Origin of the sequence: Streptomyces rhizoryzae (assembly GCF_023155275.1) — a bacterium.
GTDB lineage: Bacteria > Actinomycetota > Actinomycetes > Streptomycetales > Streptomycetaceae > Streptomyces > Streptomyces rhizoryzae.
Window position 1 is genome coordinate 180,773 of sequence record NZ_JALMUV010000002.1, and the last position, 23,404, is coordinate 204,176.

Consider the following 23,404-nt stretch of genomic DNA (forward strand, 5'->3'; position numbering starts at 1 on the left):
TCCATGGGTGAGCAGAGCACGACCACCTTCCCGCAGGAAGTCCTCGACCAGTGGTCCGGCATCGGCATCGACCTGCCCGCCCTGTTCTCCGCCGGCCACCTCGGCGAGCGGATGAGCGTCCAGGTCACCGAGGCCGCACCGGAACGCGTCGTCGGCACCATGCCCGTCGAGGGCAACACCCAGCCCTACGGCCTCCTGCACGGCGGCGCCTCCGCCGTCCTGGCCGAGACCCTCGGCTCCGTCGGCGCCATGCTGCACGGCGGCCCCACCAAGGCGGCCGTCGGCGTCGACCTCAACTGCACCCACCACCGCGGCGTCCGCTCCGGACTGGTCACCGGCGTCGCCACCCCCGTCCACCGCGGCCGCACCACCGCCACCTACGAGATCGTCATCACCGACGAGGACGGCAAGCGGGTGTGCAGCGCGCGCCTGACCTGCCTGCTGCGCGACGCCGACCCCGACATGTACCGCGCCTGACCCGGCCCGGCGCCCCGGCGCCGCGCACGCACAACGCCGGCGGTGCCCCACGGGCACCGCCGGCGCTCGGCGAACCGGGCCCCGCTACTGGCCCTTCCCCTGCTCCTTCTTCTGCTCCTTCTGCTGCTGGCGCTCCGCCGCGTCCTGGATGACCGCCTCGGCCACCTGGTGCATCGACAGCCGCCGGTCCATCGACGTCTTCTGGATCCACCGGAACGCGGCCGGCTCGCTCAGCCCGTACTCGGTCTGCAACACGCTCTTCGCACGGTCCACCAGCTTCCGCGTCTCCAGCCGCTGGCTGAGGTCGGCGACCTCCTTCTCCAGCGCCTTCAGCTCGGTGAACCGCGAGACCGCCATCTCGATCGCCGGTACGACGTCGCTCTTGCTGAACGGCTTCACCAGATACGCCATCGCACCCGCGTCCCGGGCCCGTTCCACCAGCTCGCGCTGCGAGAACGCGGTCAGCATCAGCACCGGCGCGATGCTCTCCTCGGCGATCTGCTCGGCCGCCGAGATCCCGTCGAGGATCGGCATCTTCACATCGAGGATCACCAGGTCGGGGCGGTGCTCCCGGGCCAGCTCGACGGCTTTCTGGCCGTCCCCGGCCTCACCGACGACGGTGTAGCCCTCCTCCTCCAGCATCTCCTTGAGGTCGAGGCGGATCAGCGCCTCGTCCTCGGCGATGACGACGCGCGTGGTCAGCGGCGGGACATGCGACTGGTCGCCATCGGCGACGGGCTGCTGGGGCTCGGCGGCGCTCAAGGGGACTCCTCGTTCCAGGCAGGTGGTGCCCTTGCAGCCTACCTAGGGGCGGCCACCGATACTCACGCGGTAGGGTGTCGTACGCACCTCGCCCGGTTGGTGGAACTGGTCAGACACGCGGCGCTCAAACCGCCGTGCCCTTCAGGGCATGTGGGTTCGAATCCCACACCGGGCACCCGGAACAAGCGGATTTTCACCTTCTCGTGAAATCTCGCACGAACCCTTTCCCTCGCCACACTCCGTCACGCACAGTGACGGTATGCGATTCCACGACACGAACGTACGACACCAGGCAGTCGCCCGGCTCCGCGCCGGGGCGAAGAACGCAGACGTCGCCCGGGCCCTGGGCGTCCCCGTCGGGACCATCGGCTACTGGCGGCACATGGACCGCGCCGAACGCGGGGAGTGTCCGGGGCGTCACGACCCCCCGTGCCCTCGCTGCGACGGCCGCGGGCTCGACGAAGCGGCCTACGCCTACCTCCTGGCCCTCTACCTCGGCGACGGCCACGTCATCCAGTACTCCGGGCACCGCGTCCCCAGCCTCATGATCACATGTAGCAACGACTGGCCGGGCCTCATGGACCGCTGCGAAGCCGCGATGCGGGCGGTCTTCCCCGAGAACTCTGTATGCCGGGTCAGCCGGGAGGGCTGCCACAACGTGAAGGTCTACTCCAAGCACTTGTGGTGCATGTTCCCCCAACACGGCCCCGGCAAGAAGCACGAGCGGCCGATCGCCCTCGAAGAGTGGCAGCAAACGATCGTGGAGGCTCATCCCTGGGAGTTCATCCGGGGGCTCGTCCACTCCGACGGGTGCCGGATCACGAACTGGACCACCCGGACCGTCGGCGGCGAACGCAAGCGCTACGAGTACCCGAGATACTTCTTCACCAACACGTCCGCGGACATCCTGCGGCTCTGCACCGACACGCTGGACAGGGTCGGAGTCGCCTGGAAGCACACCCGTCAGTCCCGCGCGGCGAAGAGCATCTCCGTCGCCCAGCGCGCCTCCGTCGCCCTCATGGACGCACACATCGGGCCGAAGTACTGACAGGGACGGCAGTCAGGTACCTCGGCCCAGCTCTTCGGGGTGCGGGGGTGCGGGGGTGCGCGGTGGGGGTGGTTACCGCGGCTGCGGGAGGTCGTCCTCGCCGATGTGGTGGACGCGGACGAGGTTGGTGGAGCCGGGGACGCCGGGCGGCGAGCCAGCGGTGATGATCACGACATCGCCCTTCCGGCAGCGCCCGATCCGCAGGAGCTGTTCGTCGACCTGCGCGACCATCTCGTCGGTGGAGTTGACGGTCGGGCCGAGGAAGGTCTCCACACCCCAGGTGAGGTTGAGCTGGGAGCAGGTGGCGGGGTCGGGGGTGAAGGCGAGGAGGGGGATCGGGGAGCGGTAGCGGGAGAGGCGGCGGACGGTGTCGCCGGACTGGGTGAAGGCGACGAGGAACTTGGCGCCGAGGAAGTCGCCCATTTCGGCGGCGGCGCGGGCGACGGCGCCGCCCTGGGTGCGGGGCTTGCTGCGCTCGGTCAGTGGCGGGAGGCCCTTGGCGAGGATGTCCTCCTCGGCGGCTTCGACGATGCGGGCCATGGTGCGGACCGTTTCGACGGGGTGCTTGCCGACGCTGGTCTCGCCGGAGAGCATGACGGCGTCGGTGCCGTCGATGACGGCGTTGGCGACGTCACTGGCCTCGGCCCGGGTGGGGCGGGAGTTGTCGATCATCGAGTCGAGCATCTGGGTGGCGACGATGACCGGTTTGGCGTTGCGCTTGGCGAGCTTGATGGCGCGCTTCTGGACGATCGGGACCGTTTCCAGGGGCATCTCGACGCCGAGGTCGCCGCGGGCGACCATGATGCCGTCGAAGGCGGCGACGATGTCGTCGATGTTCTCGACCGCCTGGGGCTTCTCCACCTTGGCGATGACCGGGAGGAAGCGGTTCTCCTCGCGCATGATGCGGTGGACGTCGGTGATGTCGCGGCCGCTGCGGACGAAGGAGAGGGCGATGACGTCGGCGCCGTAGCGGAGGGCCCAGCGGAGGTCGTCCTGGTCCTTTTCGGAGAGGGCGGGGACGGAGACGGCGACGCCGGGGAGGTTGAGGCCCTTGTGGTCGGAGACCATGCCGCCTTCGATGACGGTGGTGTGGACGCGGGGGCCATCGACGGCGGTGACTTCGAGGGTCACCTTGCCGTCGTCGACGAGGATGCGTTCGCCGGGGGTGACGTCGGCGGCGAGGCCGGCGTAGGTGGTGCCGCAGACGTGGCGGTCCCCTTCGACGCCCTCCTCGACGGTGATGGTGAAGTGGTCGTCGCGTTCGAGAAGTACGGGTCCTTCGCGGAAACGGCCGAGGCGGATCTTCGGGCCTTGAAGGTCGGCGAGGATGCCGACGCTGCGGCGGGATTCCTCGGAGGCTTTGCGGACCCGGTCGAAACGCGCTTCGTGCTCGGCGTAGGTGCCGTGGCTGAGGTTGAAGCGGGCGATGTCCATTCCGGCGTCGACGAGGGCTTTGATCTGCTCGTACGAGTCGGTGGCGGGTCCCAGGGTGCAGACGATTTTTGCTCGGCGCATGGTTCGACCCTATGACTTACCCGGCGGTAGGGAACTGTGGGGACATGACTGCTCAACGACCGCTTGGTGAAAGGCTGTTGACAAGTATTGAAATGGGCGCGAAGCCGCTCCGATGAGCAGAAAAAGCGGCTGCGCGCGGGTGCTCTCACAGGGTGGGACGGGTCATGGTGAAGCGGGCGTTGACGCTGGCGTAGACGGTCTGGCGGCGGGGTTCGAGGTCGAGGGCGGGGGCGGATTCGAGGGCGGCGGCGCGGGCGCCGCCGGGGGCGGAGGGCATGCCGTAGCCGTAGGCGGGGGGCTGGTTCTCGGCGCCGAGGTCGGCGATTTCGAGGACGGCGTCGAGGTCGGCGCCGAGGGCTTCGGCGTATTCGCGGGCGCGCTGGACGGCTTCGCGGACGGCTTGGGTGCGGGCGGCGCGGTGGGCGGGCGAGTCGGGGCGTAGGGCCCACCAGGGGCCGTCGACGCGGGTGAGTTCGAGGTCGGCGAGGCGGGTGGTGAGTTCGCCCAGTGCGGTGAAGTCGTTGAGGGTGGCGGTGAGGGTGACCCGGCCGTGGTAGGCGCGGACGCGTTCGTGGCGGCCCTTGTCGGTGAGTTGGGGGGTGAGGGTGAAGCTGCCGGTTTCGAGCTCTTCGACCGCGGTGCCATAGCTCTTGATGAGGGCGAGGGCGTGGTCGTTGCGGCGGGTGAGGTCGGTGAGTGCGGTGGTGCGGTCGGTTCCGCGGGCGCTGAGGGTGACGGTGATGCGGGCGATTTCCGGGTCGACTTCGAGGCGGGCTTCGCCGCGGACGGCGAGGCGGGGGGCTTCGGGGGTGCCGTAGGGCAGGGCGGGGGTGGGGTGGTCGGTCATCGGCGGGGTCCTTTCGCGGTGGGCGGAGCGGGGGGTGCGGAGTGCGTGGGTTGCAGGGTGGCACAGGGGCGGGCGGGGGCGGTGGGTGGATCGCCGTCCCGCCGGGGGGTGTTGCGCGGGGTGCGGCTGCGCCAGAATCTACGCGCGTTGTCCGGGCCGTTGGTCCGGTTCTGTCGGTCAGGCGCCGGTGTGCGCCGCTGTGGCACGGGAGTGGGAATGTCTGTGGACCGGAGGAAGTTCCTGGGGGGTTCCGCGGTGGCGGGGGCCGGGGTGGTGCTCGCCGGGGCGGCGGGTGCGCCGGCCGCGGCCGCGGCACCGGCCGGTGCGGCGGGCGGCCGGGGGCGCGGGCGGGAGCGGTACGCGTTCACCGTGATGGGGACGACGGATCTGCACGGGAACGTCTTCAACTGGGATTACGCCACCGACGCGGAATTCGACGACCCGGCGCACAATGACGTGGGGCTGGCGAAGATCTCCACGCTGGTGCAGGACGTCCGCCGGGCGAAGGGGCGGGAGAACACCCTGCTCATCGATGCGGGCGACACCATTCAGGGGACGCAGCTGGCGTATTACTACGCGAAGGTGGATCCGATCACGGGGCCGGGTGGTCCGGTGCATCCGATGGCGCGGGCGATGAATGCGATCGGCTATGACGCGGCGGCGCTGGGGAATCACGAGTTCAATTACGGGATTCCGGTGCTGCGGAAGTTCGAGGAGAGCTGCCGTTTTCCGCTGCTGGGGGCGAACGCGGTGGATGCCAGGACCTTGCGGCCGGCGTTCCGGCCGTATGTGATCAAGCGGTTGCGGACGCCGCGCGGGCGGGATGTGCGGGTGGCGGTGCTGGGGCTGACGAATCCGGGGATCGCGCTGTGGGACAAGGCGCATGTCCAGGGGAAGCTGGCGTTCCCGGGCCTGGAGGAGCAGGCGGCGAAGTGGGTGCCGAAGCTGCGGTCGATGGGTGCGGACGTGGTGATCGTGGCGGCGCATTCGGGGGCGAGCGGTGCGTCGTCGTACGGGGATCAGCTGCCGTATGTGGAGAACGCGGCGGCGCTGGTGGCGGAGAAGGTGCCGGGGATCGACGCGATTCTGGTGGGGCACGCGCATGTGGAGATCCCGGAGCGGCGGGTGGTGAACAAGGCGACGGGCCGGGAGGTGGTGCTGTCGGAGCCGTTGAAGTGGGGGCAGCGGCTGTCGTTGTTCGATGTGGAGGTGGAGTGGCGCCGGGGCCGCTGGGAGGTGGCTTCGCTGGGTTCGCGGGTGCTGAATGCGAATACGGTGGCGGAGGATGCGCGGATCACGGGCATGCTGCGGGCGGCGCATGCGAAGGTCGTGGCGTATGTGAACCGGGTGATCGGCAAGTCCGTGGTGGAGATGTCGGCGGAGCAAGCGCCGGTGCGGGATACGGCGATGCTGGATTTCATCGCGTTCGTGCAGGCGGAGGCGGTGCGCAAGGCGCTGGCGGGGTCGGCGTCGGCGTCGTTGCCGGTGTTGTCGCAGGCGTCGTGCTTCTCGCGTACGGCGCGGGTGCCGGCCGGTGAGGTGTCGATCCGGTCGATGGCGGCGCTGTATCCGTTCGACAACACGCTGGAGGCGCGGGTGCTGACGGGGAAGCAGCTGCGCGAGTATCTGGAGTTCTCGGCGCGGTATTACGTGCAGACGGCACCCGGCGGTCCGGTGGATCCGGCGCGGATCACGAATGCGGACGGTACGCCGGATTACAACTACGACGTGGTGCGCGGGGTGTCGTACGAGGTCGATATCGCCCAGCCGGTGGGCCGGCGGATCGGGAAACTGGCGTTCGGCGGGAAGCCGGTCGAGGACGGGGCGCGGTTCGTGCTGGCGGTGAACAACTACCGGGCGAACGGCGGCGGTGGTTTCCCGCACGTCGCGTCGGCGGAGCAGGTGTGGTCGACGTCGGAGGAGATCCGGAATTTGATCATCGCGTGGGTGGAGGCGAGCGGGGTGATCGACCCGGCGGCCTTCGGCCCGGCGGAGTGGCGGCTGACGCGGGAGGGGGTGCCGGTGTTCTGACGCCGGTCCTTGCGGGTGGTCGCCGCCCCTCTCCCCGGTCCGTTCGGGCCGGGTGGGAGGGGCGGTGGCGTGTCAGTGGCGTGGGACGAGGTGGGAGGTCTGGCGGGGGACGGTGGGATGGGGGGACGGGGGGTGGGTGAGGCCGAAGGTGGTGAAGGCGGTGCGGGTGGGGAGGGGGTAGGGGGTGGTGCCGGTGAGGGAGTTGAGGATGGTGGCGCTGCGCCAGGCGGCGAGGCCGAGGTCGGGGGTGCCGACGCCGTGGGTGTGGCGTTCGGCGTTCTGGACGTGGATGGAGCCGGTGATGGCGGGGTCGAGGACGAGGCGGTGCTGGGCGTCGACGCGGGGGCGGTCGGAGGCGTCGCGGCGGAGGTAGGGGTCGAGGGCGGCGAGGAGGGTGTCGAGGCGGCGTTCGCGGTAGCCGGTGGCGAGGACGACGGCGTCGGTGGTGAGGCGGGAGCGGGTGCCCTGGTGGGTGTGTTCCAGGTGGAGTTCGACCTTGGTGGTGCCGACGCGGCCGGCGGTGCGGACCTGGACGCCGGGGGTGAGGACGGCGCCCGGCCAGCCGCCGTCGAGGGTGCGGCGGTAGAGCTCGTCGTGGATGGCGGCGAGGGTGTCGTGGTCGACGCCCTTGTAGAGCTGCCACTGGGCGGGGAGGAGCTCGTCGCGGACGCGTTCGGGGAGGGCGTGGAAGTAGCGGGTGTAGTCGGGGGTGAAGTGCTCCAGGCCGAGTTTGCTGTATTCCATCGGCGCGAAGGCCGGGGTGCGGGCGAGCCAGTGGAGGTTCTCGCGGCCGGCGGGGCGGGCGCGGAGCTGGTCGAGGAAGATCTCGGCGCCCGACTGGCCGGCGCCGATGACGGTGAGGTGGTCGGCGGCGAGGAGTCGTTCGCGGTGGTGGAGGTAGTCGGCGCTGTGGATGACGGGGACGGCGGGGGCCTCGGCGAGGGGGCGGAGGGGGATGGGGATGTGGGGGGCGGTGCCGATGCCGAGGACGAGGTTGCGGGCGTAGGTGCGGCCGAGGGCTTCGGCTTCACCGTCGGCGTCGAGCTGGGTGAAGTCGACCTCGAAAAGGTGGCGTTCGTGGTTCCAGCGGACGGCGTCGATGTGGTGGCCGAAGTGGAGGGTGGGGAGGTTTTCGCTGACCCAGCGGCAGTAGGCGTCGTATTCGGCGCGGTGGGTGTGGAAGCGCTCGGCGAAGTAGAAGGGGAAGAGGCGGTCGCGGGCCTTGAGGTAGTTGAGGAAGGTCCAGGGGCTGGTGGGGTCGGCGAGGGTGACGAGGTCGGCGAGGAAGGGGACTTGGAGGGTGGCGCCGTCGATGAGGAGGCCGGGGTGCCACTGGAAGGCGGGGTGCTGGTCGTAGAAGGCGGTGCGGAGGTCGGTGAGGGGGTGGGCGAGGGCGGCGAGGGAGAGGTTGAACGGGCCGATGCCGATGCCGGCGAGATCGAGCGGGGCGTCGGGGCCGGGGGCGTCGGCGGTGCCGGGCTCGGTGTGCGAGGGGGTGTTCATCGGGGGGTGTGGCCTTCCACGAGTTTGAGGAGGGTGGTGAGGTCTCCGGGTTGCGTGTGGGGGTTGAGGAGGGTGACTTTGAGCCAGAGGCCGGTGGGGGTGGTGGCGCGGCCGAGGACGGCGTGGCCCTCGGCCAGGAGGGTGCGGCGGATGGTGGCGAGGGTGGTGTCGTCGGCACCGGTGGGGCGGAAGAGGACGGTGGTGAGGGTGGGGCGGGAGTGGAGTTCGAGGCGGGGGTGGTCCTCGATGAGGTCGGCGAGGGTGCGGGCGGCGGCCAGGGTGCGGTCGACGAGGTCGCCGAGGCCCTGGCGGCCGAGGGCTTTGAGGGTGGCGGCGATCTTGAGGATGTCGGGGCGGCGGGTGGTGCGCAGCGAGCGGCCGAGGAGGTCGGGGAGGCCGGCTTCGGTGTCGTCGTCGGCGTTGAGGTAGTCGGCCTGGTGGGCGAGGGGGGCCAGGGTGGTGGGGGTGGGGACGGCGAGGAGGCCGGCGGCGACCGGTTGCCAGCCGAGTTTGTGCAGGTCGAGGGTGACGGTGTGGGCGCGGCTGAGGCCGGTGAGGGCGGTGTGGTGGGTGCTGCTGAAGAGGAGCGGGCCACCGTAGGACGCGTCGATGTGGAAGCGGGCGCCGTGCTGCTCGGCGAGGTCGGCGAGGGCGGGGAGGGGGTCGATGGCGCCGGAGTCGGTGGTGCCTGCGGTGGCGACGAGGAGGACCGGGCTGCGGGGGCTGGTGGGGCCCGACCGGGCGGCCGGGCCGGCGAGTTCGGTGAGGCAGGTGTGGACGGTGTGGGGGTCGAGGGTGCCGTTGGGGGTGGGGAGGGTGAGGGGTTCGGGGAGGCCGAGGAGCCAGGCGGCGCGGTGGATGCTGTGGTGGGCGTTGGCGCCGCAGACGATGCGGAGCGGGCCGGCGGCACCCCGGGCCCCGGCGCGGCCGACGCCCCCCGCTCCCCCGGCGACCCACCCGTCCCCGGCGCTCCCGGCGTACCCAGCACCCCACGCGCTCCCGCCTCCCCCGGCTCCCCCCTCTCTCCCGGTGCCCCGGGCGGCCTCGCGGGCGAGGAGGACGGCGAGCTGGTTGGACTCGGTGCCGCCGGTGGTGACCAGGGCGTCCGGGGCGTCGGCCCGGGGGTGGACGAGGGCGGCCAGGGTGCGGGCGGTGAGGGCTTCCAGGGCGGAGGCGGCGGGGGCCTGGTCCCAGGAGTCGAGCGAGGGGTTGAGGGCGCTGGCGGCGAGGTCGGCGGCGGCGGCCACGGCCAGCGGGGGGCAGTGGAGGTGGGCGGCGCAGTGCGGGTCGGCGGGGTCGGCGGCACCGGCGGCGAGGGTGTGGACGAGGGTGCGCAGGGCGGTGTGCGGTCCTGCGCCTTCCTCGGGCAGGAGGGGCAGGCAGGCGTCGCGGACGTGGCGGGCGACGGTGTCCGGGCCGCCGGGCGGGAGGGGCCCGGAGCGGTCCTGGGCGCCGGTGGTGAGGGCGTCGAGGACGGTGTCGAGGAGCGGACGGAGCGCGCGGGGGCCGTCGGTGCCGCCTGCGAGGGCGGTGCCGGCAGGGGCGTCGGGCATCAAGAGGCTCTTCTTCAAAGGGAGTTGGTGCACGGCGCACCGGGTCTTAGGCCGCCCTAAGTTACTGGCCCGGTACGGCGGGTATCCACCCGTTGCGGCGGGACCACCCGTTCGTGGGACGGTTGTCCCGCAGGTGTTCGGTTGCCTGCGGTCTTGCGCGGCGTCGGGTGCGGATGCGGGGGCGCGGGGTGCGGGTGCCCGTCCGCGGGCCCCGCGCCGTCCGCTTCCGTGGGGCTACCGCTGCGCGGCCGCGGCGCGTACGCGCAGGGCCCGGCGGAGGTCGTCGAGCTGGTCGTCGAGGGTGCGGCGCAGGGCCGGGGTGGGGCCGGCGTCGGCCAGGCAGCGTTCGCCGAGGCGGAGGGTGGCGTCCTCGATGAAGGCGGCGGGGAAGGCGAAGCGCCCGGCGGCCTTGGCCAGGGCGGGTCCGCGGCGCTCGGCGAGCGCGGTGACCTCGGTGAAGTACCGGGTGACGTAGGGCCGGAGCAGGTCCTGCTGCTCGGGGGCCCAGAAGCCGGTGGCGGTGGCGGTGAAGAGGTAGTTGGACAGGGCGGCGTCCTCGTCGGTGGTGAACAGGGCGTCCCAGGCGGCCTGTTTGGCGGCGGGGTCGGGCAGGGCGGCGCGGCAGCGGGCGGCGCCTTCGCGGCCGGTGGCGCTGGGGTCGCGGGCGAGGGCGGCGTCGATGGTGTCGGCGGTGGTGGCGCCGAGGGTGGCGAGCCGGGCGAGGAGGCGCCAGCGCAGTTCGTGGTCGAGTGCCGGGCCGCCGGGGACGCTGTCGCCGTCGAGCCAGTCCTGGAGGCCCTCGGGGGTGGTGGCGCTGTCGATGAAGGCGCGGACGGCGGTGAGGCGGAGGCCCGCCTCGGGGCCGTGGCCGGGGCCTTCGGTGCGGCGCAGGAGGTCGCGGCTGAGGTCGGTGAGGGTGGTGAGGGCGGTGTGGCGTTCGGGGAGGGGGAGGTAGCGGTCGGCGATCTGGGTGCGGGCGAACGCGAGGACGCCCTGGACGACGGCGAGGTCGGTCTCGTGCGGGAGGTGGTCGCGGGCCGCGTCGAGGTAGGCGGCGGGCGCCAGTTCGCCGTCGCGGACGAGGTCGCGGGCGGCGTTCCAGACGACGGCGCGGGTGAGCGGGTCGGGGAGGGCGGACAGGGAGCGGGCGGCGGTCTCCCAGGAGGCGGGGTCGAAGCGGACCTTGGCGTAGCTGAGGTCGCCGTCGTTGAGGACGACGAGGGCGGGGGCCGCGCGGGGGGTGGTGTGGCGGGGCGGGTTGCCGTCGGCGGGGATGTCGAGTTCGAAGCGGTCGCGGGGGGTGAGGCGGCCGGGGTGGTGCGGGTCGGGGTCGTAGCTGCCGACGGCGATGCGGTGCGGGCGGGTGCCGGTGTGGGTGAGGTCGAGGTGCCAGCTGCCGTGGTCGGGGGTGACGGTGGGGGTGAGGGTGTCGACGCCGCTGGTGCGCAGCCAGCGTGCGGCCCAGGCGTGCACGTCGCGGTCGGTGGCGTGGGCGAGGGAGTCGAGGAAGTCGGCGAGGGTGGCGTTGCCGAAGCGGTGGCGGGCGAAGTGCTCGTTGATGCCGGCGAGGAAGTCCTTCTCGCCCATCCAGGCGACGAGCTGGCGGAGCGCGGAGGCGCCCTTGGCGTAGGAGATGCCGTCGAAGTTCAGGAGGGCGGAGGCGGTGTCGGGGACGTTCTCGGGGGCGACGGGGTGGGTGGAGGGGCGCTGGTCGGCGTCGTAGCCCCAGCTCTTGCGGGCGATGGCGAAGTCGGTCCAGGTGCCGGTGTGGCGGGTGGCTTCGGAGAGGACCTGGTAGCCCATGTACTCGGCGAAGGACTCGTTGAGCCAGATGTCGTCCCACCACCTGAGGGTGACGAGGTCGCCGAACCACATGTGGGCCATCTCGTGGGCGATGACCATGCCGCGGGTCTGGCGTTCGGTGTCGGTGACGGCGGAGCGGAAGACGTATTCGTCGCGGAAGGTGACCAGGCCGGGGTTCTCCATGGCGCCGGCGTTGAATTCGGGGACGAACGCCTGGTCGTAGGAGTCGAAGGGGTAGGGCTCCTCGAAGATCTGGTGGTAGCGGTCGAAGCAGCGGCGGGTGAGGTCGAGGAGTTCTTCGGCGTCGGCGTCGAGGTGGGGGGCGAGGGAGCGGCGGCAGTGGAGGCCGAAGGGCAGGCCGGCGTGTTCGGTGCGGACGGAGTGCCAGGGGCCGGCGGCGACGGCGACGAGGTAGGGCGAGATGCGGGGGGTGGTGGCGGCCTTCCAGGTGCCGTCGGGGAGTTGGGTGGTGCGGGCGTTGGCGAGGACGGTCCAGGTGGGCGGGGCGGTGACGGTGAGGTCGACGGTGGCCTTGAGGTCGGGCTGGTCGAAGGCGCCGAAGACGCGCTGGACGTCGTCGAGGAAGAGCTGGGTGTAGGTGTAGGTCTCGCCGTCGGCGGGGTCGGTGAAGCGGTGCATGCCTTCGCCGGTGCGGGAGTAGCGCATGGTGGCGTGCAGTGCGAGCCGGTGGGGGCCGGCGGTCAGGCCGGGGAGCGGGAGGCGGTTGCCGTCGAGGGTGGCGGGGTCGAGGGGGTGGCCGTCGAGGGTGGCGGTGTGCAGCCGGTCGGGTTTGATCTCGGCGAAGGTGTCGCCGGCGGTGCGGGAGGTGAAGTCGATGGTGGTGTGGGAGGTGAAGTGCTCGTCGCCGCCGGTCAGGTCGAGGGCGATGGCGTAGTGGTGGACGTCCAGGAGCTGGGCGCGGGCTTCGGCTTCGGGGCGCTGGAGTGCGGGCATGGGGCCATGCTGCCCGGTGCCGGCCGGGGTGGTCCACGGTCGGGCGCGCCGGGGTGCGGGTGCGGTGGGGTCAGGGGCGCCGCCGCCGACGACCGGGGGCTTGTCGGGGTCCGGGACGCGGGTGGACCAGCCGCCGGGGACGGCGCGGGTCTGGCGGTCGCGGAAGCGGGCGGGGGCCAGGCCGACGCGGCGGGTGAACAGGCGGCTGAAGTAGGCCGGGTCGTCGTAGCCGACGCGGCGGGCGACGGCGGCGACCGGGAGGGCGGTGCCGGCGAGGAGTTCCTTGGCGCGGCCCAGGCGGATGCCGAGGAGGTAGTCCTTGGGGCTGCATCCGGCGCAGCGGCGGACGGCGGCGCGCAGGCCGGCCGGGGTCAGGCCGTGCCGGGCGGCGTGCTCGGCGACCGTGAGGGGCAGGAAGGCGTCCCGGGCCAGGGCGCGCAGGACCGGTTCGCCGTCCGCGCCGGTGTCGGCGCGGGCGCGGCGCAGGGCGACCAGGAGTTCGTGGACGGCGGCGGCGGTCTCGACCTCCAGGAGCGGGTTGCCGCGGCGGGCGGCGCGGGCGATCCGGCCGACCGCGGCGCGGGCCGGGTCGGCGTCGGTGAGCGGGACGAGCGGCTGCCGGTGGTCGATGTAGCCGAGTTCGGTGTAGGTGTCGGCGGCCGGGCCGGTGAAGTCCACGAAGCTCTCGTCCCAGCCGGTGGCGGGGTCGGCGCCGTAGTGGTGCGGGACGCCGGGCAGCAGCCACAGCAGGGCGGGGGCGGTGACGGTGCGGCGGTGGCCGTCGGGGGTGGTGAGGAAGCCGCGGCCGGCGCTGATGACGACGGCGACGTGGTGGTCGAGGGTGCGCGGGCCGACCGGCGGCAGGGTGCCGTACTGGAGGCCGACGCCCAGGCAGACCAGGCCGAGCCGGTGGTGGACCGGGCTGGGGGTGAAGTAGCGCATCCAGGTGTGGTACATGCCGGCCGGCCTCCCGTCGCCGTGCGCCGCCGCTCCGTCGAACCGTCCAAACAGCTCCGATCTTTGTCCATGGACCGGCGGACCGCCAGAGGGCGAGGGTGGGGGCGGCCGGTCGGTGCGGGGACGGGAGGCGCGGATGCGGTTCGCGGTGGGGGAACGGGACTTCTTGCGGGACGGGCGGCCGGTGCGGCTGCTGTCGGGGGCGCTGCACTACTTCCGGGTGCACGAGGCGCAGTGGGGCCACCGGCTGGCGCTGCTGCGGGCGATGGGCCTGAACTGCGTGGAGACGTACGTGCCGTGGAATCTGCACGAGCCGCGTCCGGGCGGGTTCCGGGACGTGGCGGCGCTGGGCCGGTTCCTGGACGCGGTGGCCGCGGCCGGGCTGCTGGCGATCGTGCGGCCGGGCCCGTACATCTGCGCGGAGTGGGAGAACGGCGGGCTGCCGTGCTGGCTGACCGGTGCGCTGGGGCGGCGGGTGCGGACCGGGGACGCGGAGTTCCTGCGGGCGGTCGCCAACTGGTGGCGGGAGCTGCTGCCGCAGCTGACCGCGCGGCAGTGCGACCGGGGCGGCCCGGTGGTGCTGGTGCAGGTGGAGAACGAGTACGGGTCCTACGGCTCGGACACCGGGTACCTGCGCCAACTGGTCGAGTTGCTCAGGGGATTGGGCGTCACCGTGCCGCTGTGCACGTCGGACGGGCCGGAGGACCACATGCTGACCGGCGGCAGTGTGCCCGGGCTGCCGGCGACGGTGAACTTCGGGTCGGGGGCGCGGGAGGCGTTCGCGGTGCTGCGCCGGCACCGGCCGCGCGGGCCACTGATGTGCATGGAGTTCTGGTGCGGGCGGTTCGCGCACTGGGGCCGGGCGGCCGACCCCCGGCCGGCGGCGGACGCGGCACAGGCGCTGCGGGAGGTGCTGGAGTGCGGGGCGTCGGTGAACGTCTACATGGCGCACGGCGGGACGAGCTTCGGCGGCTGGGCGGGGGCCAATCGCGCCGGTGAACGGCATGACGGGCCGCTGCGGCCGGCGGTGACCTCGTACGACTACGGGGCGCCGGTGGACGAGCGGGGGCGGCCGACGGAGAAGTTCTGGCGGCTGCGGGAGGTGCTGGCCCCGTATGCCGAGGGGCCGCTGCCGGCGCCGCCGGATCCGGAGCCGGTGCTGGCGGCGCCGGCCGGGGTGGCGCTGTCGGGCTGGGCGCCGCCGGACGCGGTGCTGGCGGCGCTGGGCGGTCCGGAGGTGGCGGCCGCGGTGCCGCCGACGTTCGAGGAGCTGGGGGTGGACCGGGGGCTGGTCCGCTACCGGGTGGCGGTGCCCGGGCCGCGGCAGCCGTACGCGCTGCGGGTGGCGGGGCTGCGGGACCGGGCGGTGACGCTGGTGGACGGGGTGCCGGGGCCGGTGCTGGCGGAGGAGGACGCGGTGCTGGGGCCGGTGCCGGGGCCGGCCGTGGTGGAGCTGTGGGTGGAGTCGCTGGGCCGGGTCAACTACGGGCCCCGGCTGGGCGAGGCGAAGGGGATCACCGGCGGGGTGCTGCACGAGCGGCAGTATCTGCACGGGGTGTCGGCGCGGGGGCTGCGGCTGGACGCGCTGGACGGGGCGGCGGGGGCCGTGGCGGCCGGCGGCCTGGCGTCCGGTGCGCCGCGGCCGGGGGCCCGCGGGCTGCACCGGGGCACGGTGACCGTGCCGGCCGGCGGGGCGGGCGACGCCCTGCTGGAACTCCCCGGCTGGACGCGGGGGTTCGCGTGGGTGGGCGGTTTCCCGCTGGGGCGGTACTGGTCGGCCGGGCCGCAGCGGGCGCTGTACGTGCCGGGCCCGGTGCTGCGGGAGGGCGCGAACGAGGTGCTGCTGCTGGAGCTGGAGGGCCCCGCCGGGGGTGCCGGGGTGGCGGGGGCGCCGCGGCTGGTGCCGTGAGGCGCCCCCGCCGCGGGCTCACACCTCGGTGACCCGGAAGCCGTCGAGGACGAATTCCGCGGTGCCGTCGCCGCCGGTCTTGCGCAGGCCCACCCACGCCTCACCGGTGGCGGGGGCGGTGAACTCGTAGGCGAGGGTGACCGGCCGGGTGGCCGCGGGCAGCGGCTGCCGGGAGAGTTCGCGGGGCGCGGGGTCGTCGGCCGCGGTGACCCAGGCGTACTGGCCGGCCTTCTCGTTCTGGTAGCGGAAGCTGACCCGGTAGCGGCGGCCGGGCCGGAAGCGGACGGTGTGCGGGACGGTGCGGTAGACCAGCCCGGTGTTCTCGCCGCGGGACTTCAGGGACTGGCCGCCGTCGATGACGTCGTCGATGGCCTTGCCGTTCCAGCCGCGCTGGGTGTAGGGCGCGTGCCGCTGGGCGAGGTGGGTGCGCGGGTCGGTGCTGCCGCCGGCGTCGCCCTTGACGAACGGCCCCCAGCCCTGCGGGACGTGCTCGAAGTCCTCGTCGACGAGGGTGCCGGGTGCGGTGGCGGGGCGCGGGGCGGGCACCACCCGGACGTTGTCGAAGCGGACCCGCGCGGTGCCGGCGGCGGCGGTGAGCGCGAGGGTGACCGGGCCGCCGCCCTCGGGGACGGTGAAGCGGGTGGTCATCCGCTGGAAGCGGGTGCCGGTCTTGCGGTCGGCGGCGACGTGGTTGGCGGCGGTGGAGGTCTCGGTCCAGTTGGCGGCGGTGACGCCGTCGGCGGTGCGGACCTCCAGCGCGGCCCGGCGCCGCTCCCCCGCCGTGGCGCCGACCTCGACCTGGACGGAGGCGGCGTAGTCGCCGGGGGCGAGCCGGGCCAGGCGCTGGGCGACGGTGGCGGCCGGGCCGGCGCCGATGACGAGTTCGTGGTCGCCGCGGTCGTCGGTGCGGACCGCGGCGGGGCCGGTGACCTGCCAGGCGTCGAGGTTCCCGGCGTGGAAGCCGGGGTCGGACAGCGGGGTGCCCTCGCCCCAGCGGGGGTCGGGCTGCGGCGGGGCGGGGCTGCGGTAGACGGCGTAGGCGGTGCCGGGGCGGGCGGACAGGGTGATCCGGCCGCCGGTGACCGGGACGCGGGTGGCGTCGGCGCGGCCCTGGTCGGTGAGGCGGTAGACGTGGACGGCGGGGGCGGCCGCCCAGCCGCGCGGCAGCTGCCAGGTGCTGGTGCCGCCGTGCGGGTTGTAGTGGTAGAGCTTGGCGGGGTCGGTGGCCTCGCGCGGCTCCCACGGCAGCAGGTAGGTGCCGCCGTCGTAGACGAGGCGGCCGTCGGTGGTGATGCGGCGGGTGCCGCCGGTGTCGGTGACGGTGGTGCGGGTGGGGCCCTCGAAGGTGATCTCGTGGGTGTCCCAGGTGCGGATCGGGTACGCCTGGAGGTATTTGGCGGGCAGCGCGTCGTTCCAGACGACGGCGAGGAAGGCGTACCAGTCGTTCTTGCCGGTCCAGCCCTCGAAGTTGCCCATCCGCGGGGCGCCGAGGAGGGTGGGCCACTTGTCGGCGAAGACGTCCTTCTGGTGGTTGCGGACGAAGCGGATGAGCCGGGAGTTGATGCCGCGGGAGGTGTCGGGCCCGTAGTCGGTCTCGTTGGCCCAGTGGGACCACAGGGCGGAGCGTTCCAGGCCGTGGCCCCATTCGGTGGCGATCTGCCAGCCCTGGTCGCGCAGGTGGCGCTGGAGCCGGTCGGAGTTCCAGCCGGACTCGCGGAAGACGTCGAGGTAGACGGTGGTCAGGGCGGGGTCGGTCTCGGCGCGGAGCTGGGCGAAGCGGGCCGCGATGCGGCCGGAGAGCAGGTCGCGGCGGGCGTCGATGCGGTAGGACTGGTCGAGCCAGTCCCACTGCTGGTCGTCCTTGTTGACGAGCTCTTCGGAGAAGGCGTGGGCGACCGGGTAGGACTCGGTGGCGTTGACGTGGACGGCGAAGTCGCTGTGCCACCGCTTCCCGGCGCGCAGCAGGGTGTTGAGGTCGGCCAGGCCGCCGGCGCGCTGGTTGTAGTTGCCGCCGTAGTCGGGGTGGGCGGAGTCGTGGCCCTCGGACTGGTAGCCCTTGAGCAGCGTGAACTGGCGCAGGCCGTCGGTGGCCAGCGCGATCCGCTTGACGTTGTCGAGGGTGGCCAGGAACGGGTTGGTGGCCTGGCTGGCGAAGTTGAAGGGGATGTGCGGGACGACCCGCAGGTGCTGTTCGGCGGCGCCGGGCGGGTCGGTCATGATCTCGCGGAGGGCGATGGCGGCGTCCTGCCAGTCGGCGCGGCCGTCGCCGTTGCGGTCGCCGGTGACGATGACGGTGGCGTACGGCAGGGGCTCGGTGTCGGCGGCGGGTGCGCCGGCCGCGCGTACGGTCCACTGGCCGGGGGTGAGCCGGGCCTCGATCCAGCCGTCGCCCCGTACGGTCTGCCGCCACAGCCGCCCGTTCTCCCAGGTGGTGGGCCCGCTGGGGTGGTCGTAGCAGGTGTTGGCCTCCACCGCGGCGGCGAGCTTGCCGGTGGCGACGACGGCGTAGGCGCAGCCGGTGGGGGCGGCCTCCACCGGGGTGTCGGGGGTGACCTGGACGAGGGTGTCGCCGCTGCCGGCCTTGTCGAGCTGGAGGCGGGCGGCGAGCAGGTGGGCGCCGGGCTGGTCGCTGCGGACGGCGAGCAGCGCCAGGCCGGGGATCTCCAGGGTGCCGACGCGCAGCGCGGGGGTGTCGGCCAGGCCGGTGACGCGCCAGCTGACCTGGCGGCCCCGGACGGCGATGCGGACGGTGAGGGTGGTGCCGCCGGTGAAGGCGAGGGTGTAGTCGGCGCGGTCCGCGCGGGCCCGGTGGGTGACGCGGGGGGTGTACGCGGTCCCGTCGATCAGGACCTCGGTGACGGGGGTGCCCCGGCCGTACAGGACGTCCCCGGTGGCGCGGTCGGTGTAGGAGACGATGCGGGGGAAGGCGGGGTCCACGCGGACCGCCAGCTCCGCCGACCGCAGGATCGTTTCCGCGCTCCGGGGCGCGGCGGCCGCGGCGCGGGTGGCCGGCGGCAGCGCGCCGGCCACCCCGGCGAGCGCGGTGGCGGTGACCAGCTGTCTGCGGCTGGGTCCGGGCTGTGCGTTCACGCGCGTCCTCCTGGCTCGCACTTCGGTCCGACGCGGGCCAGCCTGCGCCGCGGGCACCGGGTGGGCCCATGGACTGAGGGGCGGGAGGTGTTGGACAGAAGTGGGCGCGGCGGGCCCCCGGTCGATCGGGGCCCGCCGCCGGCGGTGTGCGCGGTCAGCCGCCGAGCTGGGACGCGGCCTTCTGGATGTCGGCCGCGAAGGTGCTCACCTCGGTGTAGACGCCGGGTTTGCCGGGCCGGGCGCAGCCCTCGCCCCAGGAGACGATGCCGACCTGTATCCACTGGCCGCCGTCGTCCTTGCGGAACATCGGGCCGCCGGAGTCGCCCTGGCAGGTGTCGGTGCCGCCGGTGTCCAGCTTGCCGGCGCAGATCTCCTCGCCGGGCGTGAGGGAGTCGCCGTACGCCTTCCGGCAGGTGGCGTCGTCGACGAACGGGACGGTGGCCTTGAGGAGGTAGCGCTGCTGGTCGCCGCCCTCCTTGTCGGCGCCCCAGCCGGCGATGGTGAAGTCGCCGTTGTTGTACGTGTCGGCGCCGGCGATCTTCAGGGTGGGCTGGTCGACGGGCTTGGCGAGCTTGATCAGGGCCCAGTCCTTGCCCTTGCCGTTGTAGCCGGGGGCCTGGAGGACCTGGGTGGAGGCGACCTTGACGGCCGCGGAGTCCTGGAGGTCGGCGACGCCGGCGGTGGCGGTGATGGAGGTGTCGGGGCCGCTGCCGTCGACGCAGTGGGCGGCGGTGAGCACGATGTCCTTGGCGTAGAGGGCGCCGCCGCAACCCATCGACAGCCGCACCATGAACGGGAATTCGCCCTGGTCGGCGCGGGTGCCGCCGACGACGTGGGAGTGCACGGTGCCGCCGGGGGTGGGGGCGGGGGCGGCGTGCGCGGCGGCGGGCTGGAGGCTGAACGCGGCCAGGGCGACCGCGCCGGCGGCGGTGGTTCTCCTGAGGAACGCGGCGGTGGGGCGCATCGGCTTTCCTTTCGTGGGGGGTCGAAAGCGTCATGTCAGGCCCATGCCAATACCGGCGCGGGGCAGGGCCGCCGTGGGAACCGCGTGACCGACGGCAGCACACCGCACAGCGGCCGGGCGTCAGGCAATGAACCCGTAAAGCGCCCTGCGATTATGTGGACCGGGGGAACAGAGTGACAAGGGTCAACATCCGGCCAACTCCCGTACCCCTTACGCCCCGTACGTCCCGTCCCGCTCCCGCCCGCAGCGGCCGTAGAGTGGCCGGATGACCAGCGGCGGCAGCGGCATCGCGCACGGCTTCCCCCACCTCGGCACGGTCCGCGCGGCCCTCACGGCGCTCTTCCGGCGCCTCTCCTACGACACCGTCAGCACCTTCCCCACCAGCGTGCTCCCGGTGGACGTGGCGTTCGACGACACCGAGGACCTGCACCTGGGCGCGCAGCGGGTGGCCCGCGCCCTGGTCCGCCAGCTGCGCCTGCCGGACGCCCGGATCGTGATCACCTTCCGCGAGATGGAACACGCCGCCACCGTCGAACTGACCGCGGGCCCCGAGTACTTCGTCGAGCTCAACGACCGCTTCCGGCGGCACCGCAAGGACATCGGCGCGGCCCTCGCCCACGAGGTGACCCACGTCTGGCTGCACCGGCTGGACCTGTCCTTCCCGGCCACCGGCGACAACGAGATCCTCACCGACACCGCCGCCGCCTACCTCGGCGCCGGCTGGCTGCTGCTGGACGCCTACCGCGAACACGGCCCGTTCTCGCAGAAGCTGGGCTACCTCACCCCCGAGGAGTTCGGCTACGTCCTCGCCAAGCGGGCCGCGTTCTTCGCCGAGGACCCCGCACCGTGGTTCACCAGCCCGCAGGCGTACGACGCGTACACCGCCGGACGGGACCGGGCCCGCCGGGACGAGCGCCGGCCCCCGCTGGCCGGCGCCGGCTGGACCGCCCGGCTCCGCTACGCCCGGGACCGCCGCGCGGCCCAGGACCCGCACCGCACCACGCCGTCGGCCGCCCCCGGCGACGACGGCTACGCCTTCGAGCCCGGCACACCGCCGCGGGTGTCCTTCCCCTGCCCGGTCTGCTGCGCCCGGATCCGCGTCCCGGTCCGCGGCCGCCTCCGGGCCCGCTGCGGCCTGTGCCGGACCGTCCTGGACTGCGACACCTGAGGCGGGCGGGGGGACGGCGGGCGGCAGGTGGCGGCGGCCTGCGACTGCCTGACGTGGCGTCAGATGACGGTCCCGCCCCACCCGCACCGCCCGGCCCGCCCCGGCATCCCTCCGCCTCCCCCTCCGCCCCTCAGATCCACCCCTCCAGGCCCGCCAGGAAGCCCGGCAGGTCGTCCCGGTGGATGGTGTGGCCGGCGCCCGCCACCGTGCGCACCTCGAAGCCGCGGCCGGTCAGCTCCTTCGCCGCCTCCCGGGTGAACAGGAACCCCTCCCCCGCGATCTGCACCAGCGACGGCACCACCGGCCGCTCCGGCGTCCGGTCGCGCAGGTGGCCGCCCGACAGGGCCAGCGCGGTCGCGGTGTCCCAGTCGGCCAGGGTGGCCAGTTCGACCTCCACGTCGGCGTCGTCCCAGCGCGGGTTGAAGGCCCGGATCCGGGCCCGGTCGGCGTTCTTGAACGTCACGAACACCGCCGGATCGACCGGCTGGCCCACCCCCGCCAGCGACCACGCCGGATCGCAGTAGACCGCCCGCCGCGGCCGCAGCCGCTCCACCGCCAGGGACAGCGCCAGCCCGCCCAGCGAGTGCCCGAGCACGACCTCGGCGCCGGGCGGCAGGGTGTCCACCAGGTCGTCGGCGAAGAGTTCGGGGCCGTAGTCGCCGCGCGGGCTGCGGCCGTGGCCGCGCAGGTCCACGGCGAGCACGCGGTACCCGCGCGCGGCGAGGGCCGGGCCGACCCGGTGCCAGGTGCGGTGGTCGGACATGATCCCGTGGATCAGCACCGCGATCCGGTCGCCGGTGCCCCACTCGTGGGTGTGCAGCTGCATACCGTCCCTCTCTCCCGCTGGTCTCCCCGCGCGCACCGGGGTCCGGGGCCGCCGGGCGCGGCCGCACGGCCGACGTTACACGTGTAAGTTGCCCGGTGGGCGCAAGCGGTGCCGCGGACCGCCGCGGCGCCCGCCCTGTGCGAGGATGCCCACCACCATGACCGACCCCGCCGGCCCCGTGCCGCTCCCAACGCCGCCGACCAGCGCGGCCGTTGCCCGTCGCGCCGGGGTCTCCCGCGCCACCGTCTCGTACGTGCTGAACGGGCAGGCCGCCGGGCGCGTCGCGGCCCGCACCCAGGCCCGGGTCCGGGCCGCCGCCGAGGAGCTGGGGTACGTACCGCACGCGGCGGCGCGCAGTCTGCGGGCCGGGCGGGGGCGGATCGTGCTGCTGGCGGCGCCGGCCGACACCGTGCCCGCCTTCGGGCCGCTGTTCACCGCCTTCCTGGCCGGTTTCCAGAGCGCGCTGCACCGGCTCGGGTACACCGGGGTGCTGCACGGCGCGCCCGCGCAGTCCCCGCAGGCCGCCGCGCGGGCCTGGGCCGAGCTGCGGCCGGCCGCCGTGCTGGCGCTGCACGGGCCGGCGCTGGACGCCGCGGCCGTCGCGCTGCTGAAGCGGTCCGGCACCGCGGCGGTGCTCACCGCGGGTCCGCAGGCGCCGCCCGGTGCCCACACCCTGCTGCTGGACGACCGGGAGGCCGGTCTGCGGGCGGGGGCGCACCTCCTGGCCGCCGGCCGCCGCCGGATCGGCGTGGTGCGGCCCGCCGAACCGGGCCTGGCCGCCTTCGCCGCCCCGCGGCTGGCGGGCGTGCGGGAGGCGGCCGCGGCCCGTCCCGGCGCCGCGGTCCGCCCGCTGGACCTGGCGCTGACCGAGGAGTCCGCGGCCGGACTGGCCGCCCGCTGGCCGGCGCTCGGTCTGGACGCGGTGTTCGCCTACAACGACGAGTACGCGATGCTCCTGATGCGCGCGCTCCAGGACGCCGGCCACCCGGTCGGCCCCGGCGCCGGGGAGACCGCGGTGGTCGGCGCGGACGATCTGCTGCCGGGCCGCCTGGTGCGGCCCCGGCTGACCACCGTCCGCCCCGAGCTCATCCCCCCGGAAGGGGTCGCCCGCCTGGTCGACGCCCTCATCCGCGACCCGGGCGCCACCCCGGCCGTCCACCGGCTGGGCACCTTCCGCGTGGTACCCCGCGAGTCGGCCTGACGCTCCGTCACCCCAGCACTGCGCGGGCGCCGTTGACGGAACCTGCCGTCCTCACAGCCAGTCCGTCTCCGGGGTGGCCGCCGCCAGGACGGCGCGGGCGCCGGTGCGGAGCGGCCCGCCGTGCGGGACGCAGACCGTGTCGAGGCCGTCGAGGGCGGCCAGCCGCCGGAAGGAGGCGAGGGCCGCCGCGCGGTCGACGTTGAAGGGGCCGAGGACGGCGCGGGTGCCGGCGGGGTCGGTGCCGATGATGTCGCCGGGGAACAGCAGCCGGCTCTCGGGGAGGTGCAGGGCGATCCCGCCCGGGGTGTGGCCGGGGACGTGCAGCACCCGGACGGGCCCGGGCCAGCCGTCGAGGGTGTCGCCGTCGTGGAGTGCGGTGTCCACCGCGAGGTGGCGCAGCGGGGGCGCCCCGGCCCCGGCGAAACCGGCCGTGAGGCTGTCGTGCAGGGCCTGTTCGGCGGGGGTGCGGCAGGGCTCCGGTTCCGGCCGGGCGCCGGTGATGTAGGGGACGTCCGGGGCACCGGCCAGGACCTGGGCGCCGGTGGCGGCGACCAGGTCGGCGGCCGATCCCATGTGGTCGAGGTGGCAGTGGGTGAGCACGATCTGCCGCAGCGCGCCGGGGCGGGCGCCGAGCGCGGCCAGCGCGCCGAGGATCGCGGGGGCCGAACCGGGCAGACCGGTGTCGACGGCGGCGAAGCCGCCGCCGGGCAGTGCGACGAGGTACACGTGGCCGACGGGGAACGGGACCTGCCAGACGTGCGGGGCGATCGGGGTGAGTGCGTCCATGGCCCGGACG

The 23,404-nt window shown here is 74.1% G+C and carries 16 protein-coding genes, 1 tRNA gene and 1 pseudogene; 7 read left to right on the plus strand and 11 right to left on the minus strand.

Annotated elements, in window-relative coordinates; genetic code table 11:
* Positions 1-3: 3 nt before the first annotated feature.
* The gene (locus MUU72_RS02650; protein WP_248011439.1) at positions 4-477 is read left to right on the plus strand and encodes a PaaI family thioesterase; all 474 of its coding nucleotides are present in this window, start codon (positions 4-6) and stop codon (positions 475-477) included.
* An 84-nt stretch (positions 478-561) separates the two neighbouring features.
* Here the strand turns inward: MUU72_RS02650 and MUU72_RS02655 are convergent, their stop codons facing one another.
* The gene (locus tag MUU72_RS02655; protein ID WP_248011440.1) at positions 562-1,239 is read right to left on the minus strand and encodes an ANTAR domain-containing response regulator; all 678 of its coding nucleotides are present in this window, start codon (positions 1,237-1,239) and stop codon (positions 562-564) included.
* Between the two features lie 90 nt (positions 1,240-1,329).
* On the opposite strand from MUU72_RS02655, the gene MUU72_RS02660 reads away from it, so the two are divergent.
* Together MUU72_RS02660 and MUU72_RS02665 are read left to right on the plus strand one after the other, a co-directional pair.
* Positions 1,330-1,414, plus strand: a tRNA-Leu gene (locus tag MUU72_RS02660).
* A gap of 84 nt (positions 1,415-1,498) precedes the next feature.
* The gene (locus MUU72_RS02665) at positions 1,499-2,287 is read left to right on the plus strand and encodes a helix-turn-helix domain-containing protein (protein WP_248011441.1); all 789 of its coding nucleotides are present in this window, start codon (positions 1,499-1,501) and stop codon (positions 2,285-2,287) included.
* 72 nt (positions 2,288-2,359) lie between these two features.
* Here the strand turns inward: MUU72_RS02665 and pyk are convergent, their stop codons facing one another.
* Together pyk and MUU72_RS02675 are read right to left on the minus strand one after the other, a co-directional pair.
* A complete protein-coding gene (gene pyk / locus MUU72_RS02670) occupies positions 2,360-3,802 on the minus strand; it encodes a pyruvate kinase (protein WP_248011442.1) in 1,443 nt (480 codons plus the stop codon).
* A gap of 145 nt (positions 3,803-3,947) precedes the next feature.
* The gene (locus MUU72_RS02675) at positions 3,948-4,649 is read right to left on the minus strand and encodes an SIMPL domain-containing protein (protein ID WP_248011443.1); all 702 of its coding nucleotides are present in this window, start codon (positions 4,647-4,649) and stop codon (positions 3,948-3,950) included.
* A gap of 216 nt (positions 4,650-4,865) precedes the next feature.
* On the opposite strand from MUU72_RS02675, the gene MUU72_RS02680 reads away from it, so the two are divergent.
* A complete protein-coding gene (locus MUU72_RS02680; protein WP_248011444.1) occupies positions 4,866-6,680 on the plus strand; it encodes a bifunctional metallophosphatase/5'-nucleotidase in 1,815 nt (604 codons plus the stop codon).
* A 72-nt stretch (positions 6,681-6,752) separates the two neighbouring features.
* Here the strand turns inward: MUU72_RS02680 and MUU72_RS02685 are convergent, their stop codons facing one another.
* From MUU72_RS02685 to MUU72_RS02700, 4 genes and pseudogenes are all read right to left on the minus strand, one after another.
* Positions 6,753-8,183: a lysine N(6)-hydroxylase/L-ornithine N(5)-oxygenase family protein gene (locus MUU72_RS02685; RefSeq protein WP_248011445.1), complete on the minus strand. Its 1,431-nt coding sequence runs from the start codon at positions 8,181-8,183 to the stop codon at positions 6,753-6,755.
* On the minus strand, positions 8,180-9,736 hold the full coding sequence (locus MUU72_RS02690; protein ID WP_248011446.1) for a pyridoxal phosphate-dependent decarboxylase family protein: 1,557 nt from the start codon (positions 9,734-9,736) through the stop codon (positions 8,180-8,182). The genes MUU72_RS02685 and MUU72_RS02690 overlap by 4 nt, the downstream gene beginning before the upstream one ends.
* A gap of 234 nt (positions 9,737-9,970) precedes the next feature.
* Positions 9,971-12,493: an aminopeptidase N gene (pepN, locus tag MUU72_RS02695; protein ID WP_248011572.1), complete on the minus strand. Its 2,523-nt coding sequence runs from the start codon at positions 12,491-12,493 to the stop codon at positions 9,971-9,973.
* 165 nt (positions 12,494-12,658) lie between these two features.
* A pseudogene (locus MUU72_RS02700) lies at positions 12,659-13,450 on the minus strand (helix-turn-helix domain-containing protein); the annotation flags it as partial.
* A 136-nt stretch (positions 13,451-13,586) separates the two neighbouring features.
* On the opposite strand from MUU72_RS02700, the gene MUU72_RS02705 reads away from it, so the two are divergent.
* Complete coding sequence (locus MUU72_RS02705; RefSeq protein WP_248011447.1) at positions 13,587-15,359, plus strand: beta-galactosidase; 1,773 nt, start codon at positions 13,587-13,589, stop codon at positions 15,357-15,359.
* 18 nt (positions 15,360-15,377) lie between these two features.
* Here MUU72_RS02705 and MUU72_RS02710 read toward each other — a convergent pair whose 3' ends face one another.
* Both MUU72_RS02710 and MUU72_RS02715 read right to left on the minus strand, forming a co-directional pair.
* Positions 15,378-18,449 (minus strand): endo-alpha-N-acetylgalactosaminidase family protein, encoded by a 3,072-nt coding sequence (locus tag MUU72_RS02710; protein ID WP_248011448.1) that lies wholly within the window; start codon positions 18,447-18,449, stop codon positions 15,378-15,380.
* 154 nt (positions 18,450-18,603) lie between these two features.
* The gene (locus MUU72_RS02715) at positions 18,604-19,413 is read right to left on the minus strand and encodes a S1 family peptidase (protein WP_248011449.1); all 810 of its coding nucleotides are present in this window, start codon (positions 19,411-19,413) and stop codon (positions 18,604-18,606) included.
* A gap of 265 nt (positions 19,414-19,678) precedes the next feature.
* On the opposite strand from MUU72_RS02715, the gene MUU72_RS02720 reads away from it, so the two are divergent.
* Positions 19,679-20,581 (plus strand): hypothetical protein, encoded by a 903-nt coding sequence (locus MUU72_RS02720; RefSeq protein WP_248011450.1) that lies wholly within the window; start codon positions 19,679-19,681, stop codon positions 20,579-20,581.
* A gap of 130 nt (positions 20,582-20,711) precedes the next feature.
* Here the strand turns inward: MUU72_RS02720 and MUU72_RS02725 are convergent, their stop codons facing one another.
* Complete coding sequence (locus MUU72_RS02725; protein ID WP_248011451.1) at positions 20,712-21,407, minus strand: alpha/beta fold hydrolase; 696 nt, start codon at positions 21,405-21,407, stop codon at positions 20,712-20,714.
* A gap of 157 nt (positions 21,408-21,564) precedes the next feature.
* Here MUU72_RS02725 and MUU72_RS02730 point away from each other — a divergent pair, with 157 nt between their 5' ends.
* A complete protein-coding gene (locus tag MUU72_RS02730) occupies positions 21,565-22,608 on the plus strand; it encodes a LacI family DNA-binding transcriptional regulator (RefSeq protein WP_248011452.1) in 1,044 nt (347 codons plus the stop codon).
* Positions 22,609-22,659: 51 nt separating this feature from the next.
* Here MUU72_RS02730 and MUU72_RS02735 read toward each other — a convergent pair whose 3' ends face one another.
* Positions 22,660-23,394 (minus strand): MBL fold metallo-hydrolase, encoded by a 735-nt coding sequence (locus tag MUU72_RS02735; protein WP_248011453.1) that lies wholly within the window; start codon positions 23,392-23,394, stop codon positions 22,660-22,662.
* Between the last annotated feature and the right edge of the window lie 10 nt (positions 23,395-23,404).

Bases quoted from the DNA above. Each gene is read 5' to 3' on its own strand.
- MUU72_RS02735 (WP_248011453.1), bottom strand. From the start codon at position 23,394: ATGGACGCACTCACCCCGATCGCCCCGCACGTCTGGCAGGTCCCGTTC.
- MUU72_RS02720 (WP_248011450.1), top strand. From the start codon at position 19,679: ATGACCAGCGGCGGCAGCGGCATCGCGCACGGCTTCCCCCACCTCGGC.
- pepN (WP_248011572.1), bottom strand. From the start codon at position 12,493: ATGCCCGCACTCCAGCGCCCCGAAGCCGAAGCCCGCGCCCAGCTCCTG.
- pyk (WP_248011442.1), bottom strand. From the start codon at position 3,802: ATGCGCCGAGCAAAAATCGTCTGCACCCTGGGACCCGCCACCGACTCG.
- MUU72_RS02705 (WP_248011447.1), top strand. From the start codon at position 13,587: ATGCGGTTCGCGGTGGGGGAACGGGACTTCTTGCGGGACGGGCGGCCG.
- MUU72_RS02685 (WP_248011445.1), bottom strand. From the start codon at position 8,183: ATGAACACCCCCTCGCACACCGAGCCCGGCACCGCCGACGCCCCCGGC.
- MUU72_RS02680 (WP_248011444.1), top strand. From the start codon at position 4,866: ATGTCTGTGGACCGGAGGAAGTTCCTGGGGGGTTCCGCGGTGGCGGGG.
- MUU72_RS02650 (WP_248011439.1), top strand. From the start codon at position 4: ATGGGTGAGCAGAGCACGACCACCTTCCCGCAGGAAGTCCTCGACCAG.
- MUU72_RS02675 (WP_248011443.1), bottom strand. From the start codon at position 4,649: ATGACCGACCACCCCACCCCCGCCCTGCCCTACGGCACCCCCGAAGCC.
- MUU72_RS02725 (WP_248011451.1), bottom strand. From the start codon at position 21,407: ATGCAGCTGCACACCCACGAGTGGGGCACCGGCGACCGGATCGCGGTG.
- MUU72_RS02730 (WP_248011452.1), top strand. From the start codon at position 21,565: ATGACCGACCCCGCCGGCCCCGTGCCGCTCCCAACGCCGCCGACCAGC.
- MUU72_RS02715 (WP_248011449.1), bottom strand. From the start codon at position 19,413: ATGCGCCCCACCGCCGCGTTCCTCAGGAGAACCACCGCCGCCGGCGCG.
- MUU72_RS02690 (WP_248011446.1), bottom strand. From the start codon at position 9,736: ATGCCCGACGCCCCTGCCGGCACCGCCCTCGCAGGCGGCACCGACGGC.
- MUU72_RS02665 (WP_248011441.1), top strand. From the start codon at position 1,499: ATGCGATTCCACGACACGAACGTACGACACCAGGCAGTCGCCCGGCTC.